The 13878-nt window shown below is 41.2% G+C and carries 11 protein-coding genes; 3 read left to right on the top strand and 8 right to left on the bottom strand.

Annotated elements, in window-relative coordinates:
• Positions 1-46 precede the first annotated feature (46 nt).
• Positions 47-1720, top strand: a complete 1674-nt coding sequence (gene ggt, locus ATS71_RS02730) for a gamma-glutamyltransferase (RefSeq protein ID WP_058403433.1) — start codon at positions 47-49, stop codon at positions 1718-1720.
• Between the two features lie 65 nt (positions 1721-1785).
• Here the strand turns inward: ggt and ATS71_RS02725 are convergent, their stop codons facing one another.
• From ATS71_RS02725 to ATS71_RS02690, 8 genes are read right to left on the bottom strand one after another with little or no spacing between them, the layout of a single operon-like run.
• Positions 1786-2538, bottom strand: coding sequence for a DUF3379 family protein (locus ATS71_RS02725; protein WP_058403432.1), 753 nt, complete (start codon positions 2536-2538; stop codon positions 1786-1788).
• A complete protein-coding gene (locus tag ATS71_RS02720; protein ID WP_021032391.1) occupies positions 2538-3095 on the bottom strand; it encodes a sigma-70 family RNA polymerase sigma factor in 558 nt (185 codons plus the stop codon). Before ATS71_RS02720 ends, ATS71_RS02725 begins: the two co-directional genes overlap by 1 nt.
• A gap of 59 nt (positions 3096-3154) precedes the next feature.
• Positions 3155-4822 carry a BatD family protein gene (locus ATS71_RS02715; RefSeq protein WP_058403431.1) on the bottom strand — a complete coding sequence of 556 codons (1668 nt, stop codon included), beginning with the start codon at positions 4820-4822 and terminating at the stop codon, positions 3155-3157.
• Positions 4816-6714, bottom strand: coding sequence for a VWA domain-containing protein (locus ATS71_RS02710; RefSeq protein ID WP_058403430.1), 1899 nt, complete (start codon positions 6712-6714; stop codon positions 4816-4818). Before ATS71_RS02710 ends, ATS71_RS02715 begins: the two co-directional genes overlap by 7 nt.
• Positions 6714-7700, bottom strand: a complete 987-nt coding sequence (locus ATS71_RS02705; RefSeq protein WP_058403429.1) for a vWA domain-containing protein — start codon at positions 7698-7700, stop codon at positions 6714-6716. The genes ATS71_RS02710 and ATS71_RS02705 overlap by 1 nt, the downstream gene beginning before the upstream one ends.
• On the bottom strand, positions 7693-8127 hold the full coding sequence (locus ATS71_RS02700; RefSeq protein ID WP_058403428.1) for a DUF4381 domain-containing protein: 435 nt from the start codon (positions 8125-8127) through the stop codon (positions 7693-7695). Before ATS71_RS02700 ends, ATS71_RS02705 begins: the two co-directional genes overlap by 8 nt.
• 3 nt (positions 8128-8130) lie before the next feature.
• Positions 8131-9075, bottom strand: a complete 945-nt coding sequence (locus tag ATS71_RS02695) for a DUF58 domain-containing protein (RefSeq protein WP_058403427.1) — start codon at positions 9073-9075, stop codon at positions 8131-8133.
• A gap of 3 nt (positions 9076-9078) precedes the next feature.
• Positions 9079-10035 carry an AAA family ATPase gene (locus tag ATS71_RS02690; protein WP_058403426.1) on the bottom strand — a complete coding sequence of 319 codons (957 nt, stop codon included), beginning with the start codon at positions 10033-10035 and terminating at the stop codon, positions 9079-9081.
• Between the two features lie 306 nt (positions 10036-10341).
• Here ATS71_RS02690 and fadI point away from each other — a divergent pair, with 306 nt between their 5' ends.
• Together fadI and fadJ are read left to right on the top strand one after the other, a co-directional pair.
• Entirely contained in the window at positions 10342-11652 is a 1311-nt protein-coding gene (gene fadI, locus ATS71_RS02685; RefSeq protein ID WP_058403425.1) for an acetyl-CoA C-acyltransferase FadI, read from the top strand.
• A complete protein-coding gene (gene fadJ / locus ATS71_RS02680) occupies positions 11652-13871 on the top strand; it encodes a fatty acid oxidation complex subunit alpha FadJ (protein ID WP_058403424.1) in 2220 nt (739 codons plus the stop codon). Before fadI ends, fadJ begins: the two co-directional genes overlap by 1 nt.
• Positions 13872-13878: the final 7 nt, after the last annotated feature.

The raw sequence follows: 13878 nt of genomic DNA, 5'->3' as shown, positions 1-13878 counted from the left end.
ATTTTTCAATAACACCAATATTAAAACAATAATTTAAGGATGCTGTATGGGCTTATTTTTCTCGCCAAGCAAGTTAGTGATAACTAGCGTAGTTATGCTGCAATTTAGTGCATTTAATGTAGCGGCTAAGCAGGTTGTGCAAAGTGCTGTCGCTATGCCTGACTCGTTCAGTGCAGATGCGGCTAAAAACATATTAGAGCAAGGTGGTAACGCAGTAGATGCAGCTATAGCAGCACAATTTGTACTAGCTGTGACGCTTCCCGAAGCGGGTAACATTGGTGGTGGCGGTTTTATGCTCATCCAAAAAGATGGCAAAAGTGATTTTATTGATTACCGAGAAACTGCCCCAAGTGCTGCTCATCGTGATATGTATTTAGATGAACAAGGTAATGTGATCCCCAATAAATCAATTTATGGCATCCACGCAAGCGGTGTACCCGGGAGTGTTGCGGGTATGTGGTTAGCACATAAAAAACATGGCACGGTTGACTGGGAAACGCTAGTGCAACCCGCAGTTACTTTGGCTGAGAAGGGGTTTGTTGTGCCACCAAAGCTAGCGCAAGGAGCTAGTAATTATATCAGCTATTTAAACGAGCAAAAAATAAACGTTAACTTCGAAAAGTATTTTGCTGGTTTAAAAGCTAATGAAATATTTAAGCAACCCGACCTAGCAAAAACCTTAATGCGAATTCGTGATAATGGCCAAGCAGGATTTTATGAAGGCGAAACAGCTAATATTATTGAAAAGTTCATGCGCCAGCATGGGGGAATCATAACTAAGGCTGATTTAAAAAATTATACGGCTAAATCACGCACACCATTAAAAGCACGTTGGAACAGCTATGAAGTACTTACTTCGCCGCCGCCTAGTTCTGGTGGCATTGCAATTTTACAATGGCTTAAAATGTATGAGCTAAAAAAACCAGTTAACGACATAGCTCATAACTCAACACCCTACGTACATTTACTTTCTGAAATAGGTAAACGTGTGTTTGCCGACCGAGCGGAGTATTTAGGTGATCCTGACTTTTTTAATGTGCCGGTAAATGCATTAGTTGATGAACCGTATTTGCAAACACGTAGCAGCGGTATTTCGTTGGCAGCCATTACTTCAACCGAAACAATAAAGCCTGGGTTAAAAGAAAGCGAACAAACCACACATTTTTCTATTATTGATAAAATGGGTAATGCTGTTGCAAATACTACGACCATAAACTTAGGGTTTGGCAGCGGTGTAGTGGTTGACGGCGCTGGCTTTATTTTAAATGATGAAATGGATGACTTTAGTGCTAAACCTGGTGTTATGAATGTGTTTGGTGCTATTGGCGGCAAAGCCAATGAAATACAGCCACACAAACGTATGCTTAGCTCTATGACGCCTACTATTTTATTAAAAGACAACACGGTACAAATGGTCACAGGCTCACCCGGTGGTACAACTATTATTAGCTCGGTTTATCAGTCAATTTTAAATGCTATTGAGTTTGATATGAGTGCAGAGCAAGTCGTTAATTCACCTCGCTTTCATCATCAGCTTTGGCCTAAAAACGTTGTACGTGCTCATGTAGGGTTGAATGATGAAGTAAAACTAAAGCTTCAAAAAATGGGTTACACAATTGACGAGCGCCACTTTGGTGACTTGCATGTAATTATCAATAAAAACGGGCAATTAGATGCTGCGTCTGAAAGTTCAGGAAGAGGTAAATCAATCGTTTTTTAATAGATAAAAGGTAGATACAAAAAACCGCTTAGCATGGACTAAGCGGTTTTTTTATTGACTGGGGTTTAAAGCCAACGAATTGCGTTAGTTACTCGCTCGTTATAAGTATCAAGCGGTGCACCTACACTGGCTACTAAAATAGTATCGGCTTGGGTGCCGCGATTAATTTGCCCTTCAAATCGTTCGTCTTGGAAATGGTCGTTACCCAAACCAAACGATTTATTTTCAGACGGAACAATAAATACCGTCATTGGCCCAAAGTCCGATTCAAAAATTAAGTGTAAGCCTCTTTCACCTTTAAAATCACAAAACATAGCGTAAGTTATATCACCTGGTAGTTCGTCTATGTGGCCACCTAATACAGCCAGCTTATCATTCACACTTTGCAGGCTAATAGGAGATTTTTTATCAAGCGCATTTATTTCGTAGTAAACATGTGCGAGTGCATGTTCGCCTGCTTCGTGACCAATATGTTGCTCTGAGCTAAAAAAGAACGCACTCACAGCTACCATAAATGATGCGGCTAAAGCAAGGTGCACACGATCAAACTTAAACCGAGATTTGGCATCAACCACATTCCTACCAGCAGCTTGTTCTTCCTGCAACGCCTTTTCTTTTAACGAGGTATTTAAAATAATACGGTCGGCTAAATTATCAGGTACAGGTATATCGAGTGCATCTTGGATATGCTTATCAAAATCTTTCATTTCATTAATAAAATTCTGTCGTTCAGGATTGCTTTGGGCAAACTCCTGAAGTTCTTTGTCAATATCGTTTGGCTGCGCAATAGTGCGGCGACGAAACTCAAGTTCATCCATTACTTTGATGCCCCTTTAAGTTGTTCATCATCACGGCTTAAAGCCTCTTTAAGTTGGTTTCTGGCACGGTATAGACGCGTCATAACCGTGTTTTTATTTAAATCGAGAATGTCGGCAATTTCCTCGCCAGTACACCCCATTACAACTTGTAGCAATAGTGGCTCTCTGTATTCATCAGATAATAATCCAATTTGTCGTTGAATAACGGTTTGCTCCATTTCATCATCAAGCGAATGGCTGGTTTCATCAACCAACGTGTCGTTTTCTACATCGCTGTAGTCAAACTGTTTGCGTTCAAATCGGCGCGCATTCTCTCGTCGCAAAATAGTAAGTAACCATGGTTTTGCGGCTTTTTGATCTAGTAATGAGTCAAGTGAGCGCCAAGCACGCAAGAATGTCTCTTGTACTAAATCATCTGCTATGTGCGGGTCACGGCATAACCAATAAGCAAAGCGATAAAGCTCCTTATTGTAAACGTGGACCAAGGCTTCATAACGTTTTTGTTTCTCTGCCATATCGATTAAGACCTGATTGTTTGACTTTTTATTTCCCAACATAAGCACTTTTTACTACTTTATTTTTATTTAATTAAAAAAGATTCATCTTTAACTTCACTTTAGTTATAAAGGTCTTTTAATACAGTTGGTTGTAATTTTAATGACTGAGTTTGCTCGCTCTCTAGTATTTTTATAATAGCACCAAGATCGCTATTTGTAGCCTTATTACCATACAGTTGTGCTTGTAATTGAATAATTGCATTGTTTAGCTGCGGGTTATTTATACTTTGGCATAACTTATCAATTGCCCCTGTCTCTTCGTGTGTGACTTGCATTGCATAATGAGTAAGCTCGTTATAAAACGCTTTAATATCACCAGTTTTATGTACTTTTATCAATTTTTTTAAGCTGGGTTGATTAAGTGAAGTAGGTGAAGGCTGCACATTTTCAACTGTATTAATATTAGAACGGTTAAACCAATAAAACATTACAGTAATGATCCATAAAACATAACCCAGTATTGCAACACCAATAAACCACAACGGAGATTGGTTTATAACCGTTGCTGTTTGTGCCAAAGGTTTACCAGCACTATTACTTTCGGTATTAGCTTCATCCAAAGGTAAGTCGTTCATATTTTGTGGTGTATTAATTGGTGTGTTAACACTGCTGCTACTTGGAATAACAGTAATTGTTCGCTCTGCAATGGTCGCATAACTAATACGGTTTATTTTTGTATTAAACCACGGCAATTTTATTTCGGGTAATGTATATGTTCCAGGTTTTTGTGGAAGTAATGCGTAAGATGCAGTTTGTTGCGATACTACACGCCCATTACGAACAGCGTTGTTGTTTTCTTTTTGATCAGGGTAACTACGAATTCCCTCGATGGTAGGCATTGTTATATCAGGAAGTTGCTCTTTAGTTACCCCTAAAGCCGTGAGTGTAATAGTGCGTGTTATGGGAGTGCCTACTTCTACGGTGCTATCGTTAGGTTGCCATTCTTCATCTAGGTTCACCAGTTCGCTGGGTAGCCAAGCCCCTTTGTAGTCGCTTGGAATAGGTTTAATTTCTATTTCTAGATCGTCGCCAAGAGCAGATACTTCTAACTGACGATAATTTTGTTGAACTCGGCCCTGAAATACCGGAGCTGCAATAGTATAAGCACCACTTTTTTGGGGCTGAATTAAATACTCTCGGGTAATAACCAGGTATCGTTTTCCGTCGACTAATTCATAACTCTCTGTTTGTTTACCTAATTGGGTTAGCTGTGCATCTTCCATGCTGGGTGTACTTAAACTGCCATCAAGTAGCTCTTTAGCTAAGTACAGTTTTAACGTGTAAACGCCTGCTTCTTGGACGTATAGCGAGCTGCTAGAAAGTGATGTTTTTACAAAAATATCGTTATTTTTGTCTGCGTTTACAGCCCGTTTGGCGACAGTTAAATCAATGGGTTCAGAGCTAAGCCCAGCAACACTAAACGAGGGGATTGTATACTGCCCCTCAGTGCGGGTCATTAACTTAACGCTCCAAGTGGTTTGTTTATTAATGCTGCCGTTTATGATGTTTGTGCGGGTACTTAAACTTGTGGGGCCGACTACAAAGTCTTTTAACAATACAGATGTATCGGGTTGTTCACCATTAACGGTATCGTTTACTGAAATGTTAAGCATAAAAAACTCACCCGCTAATACTGGGTTTTTATCTACGCTTGCTTCGAGTTTTGTCGCTGCGAATGACGGCATCGCGCATAATAGCAATAAACAGCAAAATAATCGCATTACCATGATTTTTCTACTCCTGTAGGGCGGCGTTGATATTGTCTTTTTTGGGCTTCGAGTTGCATTTTATTCCGTAATAAAATGGCCGGATCGTCCGGTACTTTTCTGAGTAATTGATTAAGCTGCTGCGCTTTTTCTTTTTCTTCGTTTGTCAGTTCACTTGCTTGGGCTTGCATAGCCTGTTGTTGCGCTTTTTGCTTTTGCTCATCGCTGACTAGTTGCTCGCTCATTGCCTGCGGTTTTGGCTGGTCAGACTGTTCAGCATTATTACTTTCGCTTTGCTTATTTTGTGGCTGTGCTTGCATATCAGGTTTATTTTGCTCTTGAGATTGCTCACCTGTTTGACCTTGTTGATCTTCAGAGGGTTCAGACTCCTGCTCAGATTTTTTGTTTGCATCGCTTTGGCTTTGTTTGTCACCTTTTTGAGAGTTATTTTGTTGCTCTTGCTCTTGCTCAGATTGATCGTTATTTGGTTGTTGGTTTTGATCGCCTTTTTGCTGATTTTCTTGGTCTTGGGATTCATCACCACTTTGTTCTTGTTGATTCTGTTGATTTTGTTGTTTTAACAACTGCTCAACTAAGGCCTGATTATCTGCGGCTTGGCTAAAATCACTTCGTAGCGTTTGAGCTTGTTTATAGGCGTTTATGGCCTCTTCTAGTTGGCCAGCTTTGGCAAGTGCATTGCCATAGTTGTAATAACCCGTGGCTGACTTATCTTGGCTAAATGCATCCAGTGCAGCATCAAAGTTGCCTTGCTTGTATAACGCTGCGCCTTTTAATTGGTTTGATTGCGCATTAGCGGCTTTGTCGTATTCTTCATTGTTATATGCGGTGAGTGCACGTTGGTCTGTATTTTTTAATATTGCAGGGAGCTCAAATGCATAAGCGTTTTGCTGCGGTAAAAAGGCAAGCAATAAAACTCCCCCTAAAAAGGCAGAGCGCCTAAATAAATACAAACCAAATGGTAATAAAAGTAAAAGCCCGTAAATACCCGCATCGATACGCCATAGCGCATGGCTTTGCGTCTCATCTTTAATTAATTCACTGTTAGCCATTGGCGAAAACGTATTTATGTCGCTATTACTTGGTTGATAGCGCGCAAATTTACCACCGCTGCGGGTGGCCAAACTTTTCAGTTGTGAAATATTCAGAGTAGGGATGACAATTTGACCGTATCTATCTTTTAAAAAACCGCCTTCAGGTAATTTAATAGGTGCACCTTGCTCAGAACCTACCCCATAAATATTGAGTCTAAATGTTGTGTTACTTATAAAGCGTGTGACATCCGTTTGTTCTTCTTGTTCTATGCCGTCGGTTATTAAAATAATATCGCCATCAATATAGCCTGCTTGAGTTAATAGCTCTTTTGCCATATCAAGGCCTGCTAGTACGTTAGACCCTTTGTCGGGCATTATGTCAGGGCTCAGGCTGGGTATTAAATTACTGAGTGTTGTGGCGTCGTTGGTTAGCGGCGATATAGTATAGGCCGTGCCCGCATATGCGACTAAGGCGGTGTCGCCTTCTTTAAATAGCTCAATCATATCAAGAGATTTATAGCGTGCTTGTGTTAAACGGTTTGGCGAAATATCAGTGCTGTACATTGAATACGACATGTCAATTACAATGACACGTGCACTTTTACTTTGAAAAACAGGCACGTGTTTTTTTTCAAAGCTGGGGCCTGCACTAAATAAAACCCCTAAAGTGCAAAATACAGCTACAAGCCAAAGCGGTTGGCTGGTTTTGGTGTCCGTATCAGTCATAATAAATTGCGCTAAATGAGGGGCAATTAATTGCTCGCTTGTGGTTTTTTTGTGCTTAATTAACGCCACAAAAAACAGTCCAATTGCCGGTATAAGTAGCCATAAAACGGCAGGACGAATAAATTCAAAATCCATCAATTTGGCTCCTTTAATGCGCGCAGTGTATTTAGCATTACATTTAGACTAATTAAAAAAATAGCGATGAGTAATGGGTAATAAAATAATGAGCTTTGCGGGCGAAAGGTTTTTTCATCTGCACTAATGGGTTCAAGTTTATCAAGCTCAGCGTAAATCTGTTTGAGTCCCGCAACATCTTTTGCTCTAAAATAAAGCCCCCCGGTATCGTCGGCGATATTTTTTAGAAGGCGTTCATCCAAATTACTCCCGCCTGAGCCGCCCATATTAAATAGGCTAAATCCACGTGGGTTATCAGAGCCAACACCTATGGTATACACTTTAATACCTTCTTCCCGCGCTAGAAGTAGAGCGTCGTCAGGATTTAGGTTACCTGCAGTATTTTGCCCGTCGGTTAATAGCACGACGATTCGGTTGCTGTCTTCTTTACTTGCAAAACGTTTAACCGATAAACCAAGTGCATCGCCAATAGCTGTAGCGCGGCCCACTAGCCCTATTTGTGCTTCGTTAAGCATTTTGGTTACCGTTTTTAAATCGCGTGTCAGAGGGGTTTGTAAAAAAGCGGTATCGCCAAATAAAATAAGTCCGAGCCTATCGCCAGTCCGCTGTTCTATAAAATCGCTCAGTACGGCTTTTACCATGGTTAAGCGATCAACGTATTGACCATTGTAAGCCATATCTTGTTCGGTCATTGATCCAGATAAATCCACCGCAAGCATGATATCTCGCCCTTCATTTGGTAATAAAATTGGCTCATCTAGCCATGTTGGGTTTGCTGCTGCGCTGACAAGTAATAGCCAAAGTAGCCATTCAAATATAGATAAACGGCGTGATTGAGGTGCTGAATTTGGGTTATTTAAGGCATGCTTAGCAAAGCCCGGAATACGCAGGCGCGTATTGCTATTGCTTGCTATGGGTTTTAGTAATAAAAGCAACAAAGGTAATGGAATTAATAAAAATAGCCACGGCCAACTAAATTCAAACATGTAGTGGTTCCTTTACTTTAAAGCATTTGATTGCTTGGCTAAATTTTTTACTTAATGCTAAATCGCTGTTATCACTGCTGTATAGGCTTAAAATTTCTTGCTCGGTAAAAGTCAGCCCACTGAGTGTGTTTAGCGTTTCACACCATTGCTTTGTAGGCTGCGCGGCAAGGTGTTTACCGTAATATTCAACTACTAGGCGTTTTAAAATAATATGTAACTGCTGAGGGCTCTGCTCATTTTGATTCAATAAAACAGCATAGCGTTTTGCTTTTTTATATTGATACGCTTTGTAAATTGCATAAACTGCACTCAATAGCGCAATAAAAAGTAGAGCAATGATCACCCACCATGTTGGGGCAAGTGGCCACCAGTCAACGTGGTTTGGTGCTATTACATCGTGCAGGCCATCAAGAGGATTGGTTTGCATGGTTTATTTTCTCACTAGCTGCAGCTCAAGTGGGTCGGCTGCATTGAATGATATTAAATTAAGACCCGATTTAGTTAAGCGAGTAAGGCGTGTATTAAATGCATCTTCTGCATTTTTGGCAAACTGTGCCCTAAATGTATTATCCATGAGCGGTAAGGCAAAGTTTTGTCCGTTCGCATTAACCGTTACTGTGTTTTTAAAAGCGGGTAATTGATGTTCAAATGGGTCGCTAATATGGCACCCTATAAGCTCACAATGACGGCTAAGTATTTCAAGCTGTTTAAAGCTTGCGTCATCTAAGGCGCTAAAGTCAGAGACTAAATACACTAAACTCCCAGGCTTTGCTAAATGATTAAGGCGCTTTAGGTTATCACTAAAGTTATTGCTGGCTTTAGTATCAATATTTGTAAGGGCTTGCTGATGATTTGCACATAAGTTGTGGCAAAGCTTTAATACTGCTTTTTCTCGCGCACTCGGCTTAAGTTCTAGGTGTGCATGCTGATTGAATACAATACCGCCAACTCTGTCGCCACGCTGGCACGCAGACCAAGCAACTAATGCACTAATGTGCGCAGCTTGTACTGACTTAAGCAGTAGCTTTGAACCAAATAGCATAGAGTTTGAAAAATCGGTAAATACAAAAACTGGGCGTTCTTTTTCTTCTTGAAAAAGTTTTGTATGGGTTTCGCCTGTACGCGCTGTAACTCGCCAGTCAATTGAGCGTATATCGTCACCTTGCTGGTAATGACGTACTTCGGCAAACTCCATACCACGGCCTTTGTGCGGTGCAAGGTATTGCCCCGCTAAAGTATTTTTAATTTTTACCTTAGGGGCAAGCTCAAGCAGTTGCGCTTTGGCTTTGTAATACATCAGCTCTTTTAGTGCTAAATTAACACCGTGGCTATGGCTTTGTTTAAGCCATGCCTGAGGGTCTAATTGTTTTTGCATAAATTACGGTACAGCTACAAGTTCAACAATTCGGCTAATTACCTGATCTTTAGTAATGCCATCGGCCTGTGCCTCGTAACTTAAAATAATACGGTGACGTAATACATTATGAACAACGGCTTGTATGTCATCAGGGGCTACAAAGTCACGGCCCTGTAACCACGCATGAGCACGTGCACATTTATCTAGCGCAATAGTTGCACGAGGGCTTGCACCAAATTCAATCCAGCGGCCCAATTGCTCATCTAGTTTAGCGCCTTCTCGCGTTGCAATAATAAGTTGAACTAAATACTGCTCAAGTGGTTCGGCTAAGTACAAACCTAAAATTGCTTGGCGGGCAGCAAATAATTCGCTTTGGCTAATTTTTTGTAAAACAGCTTGCTGCTCTTTTAATGCTTCGCCTCGTGTTAGGCGTAAAATGTCAAGCTCGTGCTCGGCGCCCGGATAACCAATACTCAAATGTAATAAAAAGCGGTCAAGCTGTGCTTCAGGTAGCGGGTAGGTGCCTTCTTGCTCTAGCGGGTTTTGAGTTGCCATAACCATAAATAGGTCGCTAAGTGGGTACGTGTTTTTACCTACCGTAACTTGACGTTCAGCCATGGCTTCAAGTAAAGCTGACTGTACTTTTGCTGGGGCGCGGTTAATTTCATCAGCCAAAATAAGGTTATGAAAAAGTGGGCCTTTTTCAAATACAAACTCGCTTGTTTGTTGGCGGTAGATATCAGTACCTGTAACATCCGCAGGTAATAAATCGGGTGTAAACTGTACACGTTGGAACGAACCTTCAATACCTTTTGCAAGCGCATTTACGGCGCGTGTTTTTGCAAGCCCTGGAGGGCCTTCAACTAATAAATGGCCGTCAGCTAAAATAGCAATAAGTAGTGCTTGAGTAAGCTCTGGCTGGCCAATGATTTGTGTATCTAAGTACGTTTTTAATTGTGAAAATGCGTTAGCTGCCATAATAAGTGGACTGTCCTCGTCAGCTGGGTTAGTACCTAAATGGGTTAGGTTGCAAATACTGACCTATTTATAAGGTTTATAATTAGGTAACTCAAGAGTTAGACTGTATTTTTTAAAATAGTTCGTTATTTTTTAACGGTTTTTAGCGTACCACAAATCTTTGTAAATGCGTTTAAAAAAGCCTATTGTGTGATATGTAAACATGACTACTTTGTATAAATTTCAGTTTATCTATTGGCTTTAGCACACGGGTTGTTTAGAATCGAGGAAAACAAACAGGTCAGACCTGTCAGCGGGAGAGCATAAATGTCTGAGCAAAACATACTAAAAACACCAAAGGGTGATCGTATTGCCATAGTAAGTGGCCTTCGTACACCGTTTGCAAAACAAGCAACAGCATTCCACCACGTACCAGCACTTGATATGGGTAAATTAGTGGTTAACGAAATGCTTGAGCGATTAAATTTCGACAAATCAGAAATCGATCAACTTGTATTTGGTCAAGTAGTACAAATGCCAGAAGCGCCGAATATTGCGCGTGAAATTGTACTGGGTACAGGCATGCCAGTTGGTGTTGATGCTTATTCAGTGTCACGTGCATGTGCTACCAGCTTTCAGGCAATTGCTAACGTAGCTGAGTCTATTATGGCGGGCTCAGTAAGTGTAGGTATTGCCGGTGGTGCAGATTCATCGTCTGTATTACCTATTGGCGTAAGTAAAAAATTGGCAGGTAGTTTAGTTGATTTAAACAAGGCGCGTACTTTAGGCCAACGCTTACAAATTTTTTCAAAGCTACGTTTAAAAGACTTAATGCCAGTACCGCCTGCAGTTGCAGAGTATTCAACCGGTCTTTCAATGGGTCAAACGGCTGAGCAAATGGCTAAAACACATAATATTAGCCGTGAAGATCAAGATGCATTAGCACATCGTTCACACACGCTTGCAACGCAAGCCTGGGCTGATGGCAAGCTTAAAGATGAAGTAATGACGGCTCATTTACCACCGTATAAAAGCTTTATTGAAGAAGATAACAATATTCGTAAAAACTCTACTGTTGAAGGTTACGCAAAGCTAAAACCTGTATTTGACCGTCAACATGGCTCGGTTACAGCTGCTAATGCAACACCGCTAACAGATGGTGCAGCTGCGGTATTAATGATGAACGAAAGTAAAGCGCGCGCGCTTGGTTACGAAATTTTAGGTTACGTTCGCAGCTTTGCGTTTTCTGCTATTGGTGTAGAGCAAGACATGCTAATGGGTCCTGCGCATTCAACGCCTATCGCACTTGACAGAGCCGGTATTACGCTTGCTGATTTAGATTTAATTGAAATGCATGAAGCATTTGCATCGCAAGCCCTTGCGAACATGAAAATGTTTGCCTCAGACAAGTTTGCGCAAGAAAAACTAGGTCGTAGCAAAGCAATTGGCGAAATTAACATGGATAAGTTTAACGTGAATGGTGGCTCACTGGCATATGGTCATCCATTTGCAGCAACAGGTGCTCGCTTAATCACACAAAGCTTAAACGAGCTTAAACGTCGTGGTGGCGGTTTAGCATTAACAACAGCGTGTGCTGCTGGTGGTTTAGGTGCAGCCTTTGTATTGGAGAGCGCGTAATGACAGATTCAGTTTTTAATTTAGCGGTAGACGAAAACAAAATTGCCGTTGTAACTATCGATGTGCCGGGTGAAAAAATGAACACCCTGCGCGACTCGTTTGCAGACGATTTAAAAGCGTTATTAGCACAAGCACAAGAGCATGCTGTTAAAGGCATGGTTTTTATTAGCGGCAAGAGTGATAACTTTATTGCAGGCGCTGACGTGAAAATGCTTGATAGCGTAGAAAAACGTGAAGATGCGCTTGCCATTAGTGAGCTGTGTCATCAAGCTTTTTTTGATATGAAAAAACTACCTTATACCACGGTAAGTGCCATTCATGGTGCGGCGCTTGGTGGCGGTTTAGAGTTTGCATTAGCGTGTGATTACCGTGTTGGTACTGATAGCGATTTGACGAAAATTGGCTTGCCTGAAGTTCAACTAGGTTTATTACCTGGTGGCGGTGGTACGCAGCGTTTAACAAAAATCGTGGGCATTCAAAAAGCACTTGAGTGGATGCTAACCGGTAAGCAAATACGTCCTAAACAGGCTAAAAAAGCAGGCGTATTGGATGAGTGTGTACCGCATAGCGTACTTTTAAAAGTGGCAAAAGAATTTGCCGCTAAGAAAAAGCCACAAGCTAAAGAGCCAAAGCTCGATAAAGTAAGCAAGTTATTAGAGTCAAACCCATTTGGCCGTAACTTTATCTTTAAAAAAGCGAAAGAAAACGTCTTGAAAAAGACGGGCGGGCACTATCCAGCGCCATTAGCTATTATTAAAGCGGTACGTGCAAGCGTAGAACTTGATGAGCTAAAAGCTTACAAAACAGAAGCTGAGGGTTTTGCAACACTTGTAATGAGTGAGCAATCTAAAGCGCTTCGTGGCTTATTTTTTGCTACCACTGAAATGAAAAAAGAGTGGCGCAATGACGATGCACCCGCAATTACCAAAACGGCAGTATTAGGTGGTGGCTTGATGGGCGCGGGTATTGCCCACGTCAGTGCTGTAAAAGCGAAGCTGCCTGTTCGTATTAAAGATGTAGCAGAGCAAGGCATTAGCAATGCAATGAACTACACCTACAAAATTCTTGATAAGCGCCTTAAGCGCCGCATTATGTCTAAAGCAGATATGCAGTTAACAATGAACCGTATTACTGGTACAACTGACTACAGTGGCTTTAAACACATTGATTTAGTTATTGAAGCGGTATTTGAAGACTTAGCGTTAAAGCAAGGCATGGTTGCTGATGTAGAACAGCAATGCCAAGAGAATACAATTTTTGCAAGTAATACGTCATCGTTGCCTATTTCACAGATTGCGGCAAACGCTGCACGTCCAGAAAACGTTATTGGCCTGCATTACTTCTCACCAGTAGAAAAAATGCCACTGGTTGAAATTATTCCGCATGAAGGAACGTCTCAAGAGACAATTGCACGTGTTGTTAATTTTGCGCGTAAGCAGGGTAAAACACCCATTGTTGTTAAAGACATGGCGGGTTTTTACGTAAACCGTATACTTGCACCTTACTTAAATGAAGCAGCTAACTTAATGCTTGCAGGTGAGCCAATTGAAAAAATTGATGCAGCCCTTGTAGAGTTCGGTTTCCCGGTAGGACCGCTTGCGTTACTTGATGAAGTAGGTATTGATATTGGCTCTAAGATTGCGCCAATTCTTGAAAAAGAATTAGGTGAACGCTTTAAAGGACCTAATGCCTTTTCACGTATGATTGATTCAAAACGCCTTGGTCGTAAAACGGGTCGTGGTTTTTATGATTACGAGAAAAAAGGCAAAAAGGTTGATGAGTCAGTATACGAGCTACTAGATGTAACACCTAATTCACGTTTAAACAAAAGTGAAATTGCACAGCGTTGTGTAGCGCAAATGCTAAATGAAGCTGCACGTTGTTTAGACGAGGGCATTATTGCAAGCCCACGTGATGGTGACATTGGTGCTATTTTTGGTATTGGGTTCCCACCATTCCTCGGTGGTCCATTTAGCTACATGGACAAACTCGGTGCGAGTAAAGTAAGTTCGGATATGTCTACGCTTGCCAATAGCAACGCTATATTTACACCGTGTGAGTCGCTAGTATCAATGTCTGAGTCAGGTGAAACGTTTTATGGCCAAAAGCCAACACAAAACGAAACCGTTGCTGAAGTAGTAAAGCTAGAAACACTAGAGCCAGAAGCAGACGAGGTATCTGAAGAGCAATCAGACGTTGCTAAAGATGATACTAAATAACGTTTAA

It is taken from the genome of Pseudoalteromonas sp. H71 (assembly GCF_001468485.1).
Taxonomy (GTDB): domain Bacteria; phylum Pseudomonadota; class Gammaproteobacteria; order Enterobacterales; family Alteromonadaceae; genus Pseudoalteromonas.
The sequence above is the reverse complement of the archived record's forward strand: the minus strand, read 5'-3'. Positions and strand labels throughout refer to the sequence as shown.

Coding starts and splice junctions, on each gene's coding strand:
- ATS71_RS02715 (WP_058403431.1), bottom strand. CDS start 4,822: ATGGTAATGCGATTATTTTGCTGTTTATTGCTATTATGCGCGATGCCG.
- ATS71_RS02720 (WP_021032391.1), bottom strand. CDS start 3,095: ATGTTGGGAAATAAAAAGTCAAACAATCAGGTCTTAATCGATATGGCA.
- ATS71_RS02695 (WP_058403427.1), bottom strand. CDS start 9,075: ATGCAAAAACAATTAGACCCTCAGGCATGGCTTAAACAAAGCCATAGC.
- ATS71_RS02700 (WP_058403428.1), bottom strand. CDS start 8,127: ATGCAAACCAATCCTCTTGATGGCCTGCACGATGTAATAGCACCAAAC.
- ATS71_RS02705 (WP_058403429.1), bottom strand. CDS start 7,700: ATGTTTGAATTTAGTTGGCCGTGGCTATTTTTATTAATTCCATTACCT.
- ATS71_RS02725 (WP_058403432.1), bottom strand. CDS start 2,538: ATGGATGAACTTGAGTTTCGTCGCCGCACTATTGCGCAGCCAAACGAT.
- fadJ (WP_058403424.1), top strand. CDS start 11,652: ATGACAGATTCAGTTTTTAATTTAGCGGTAGACGAAAACAAAATTGCC.
- ATS71_RS02710 (WP_058403430.1), bottom strand. CDS start 6,714: ATGGATTTTGAATTTATTCGTCCTGCCGTTTTATGGCTACTTATACCG.
- ATS71_RS02690 (WP_058403426.1), bottom strand. CDS start 10,035: ATGGCAGCTAACGCATTTTCACAATTAAAAACGTACTTAGATACACAA.
- fadI (WP_058403425.1), top strand. CDS start 10,342: ATGTCTGAGCAAAACATACTAAAAACACCAAAGGGTGATCGTATTGCC.
- ggt (WP_058403433.1), top strand. CDS start 47: ATGGGCTTATTTTTCTCGCCAAGCAAGTTAGTGATAACTAGCGTAGTT.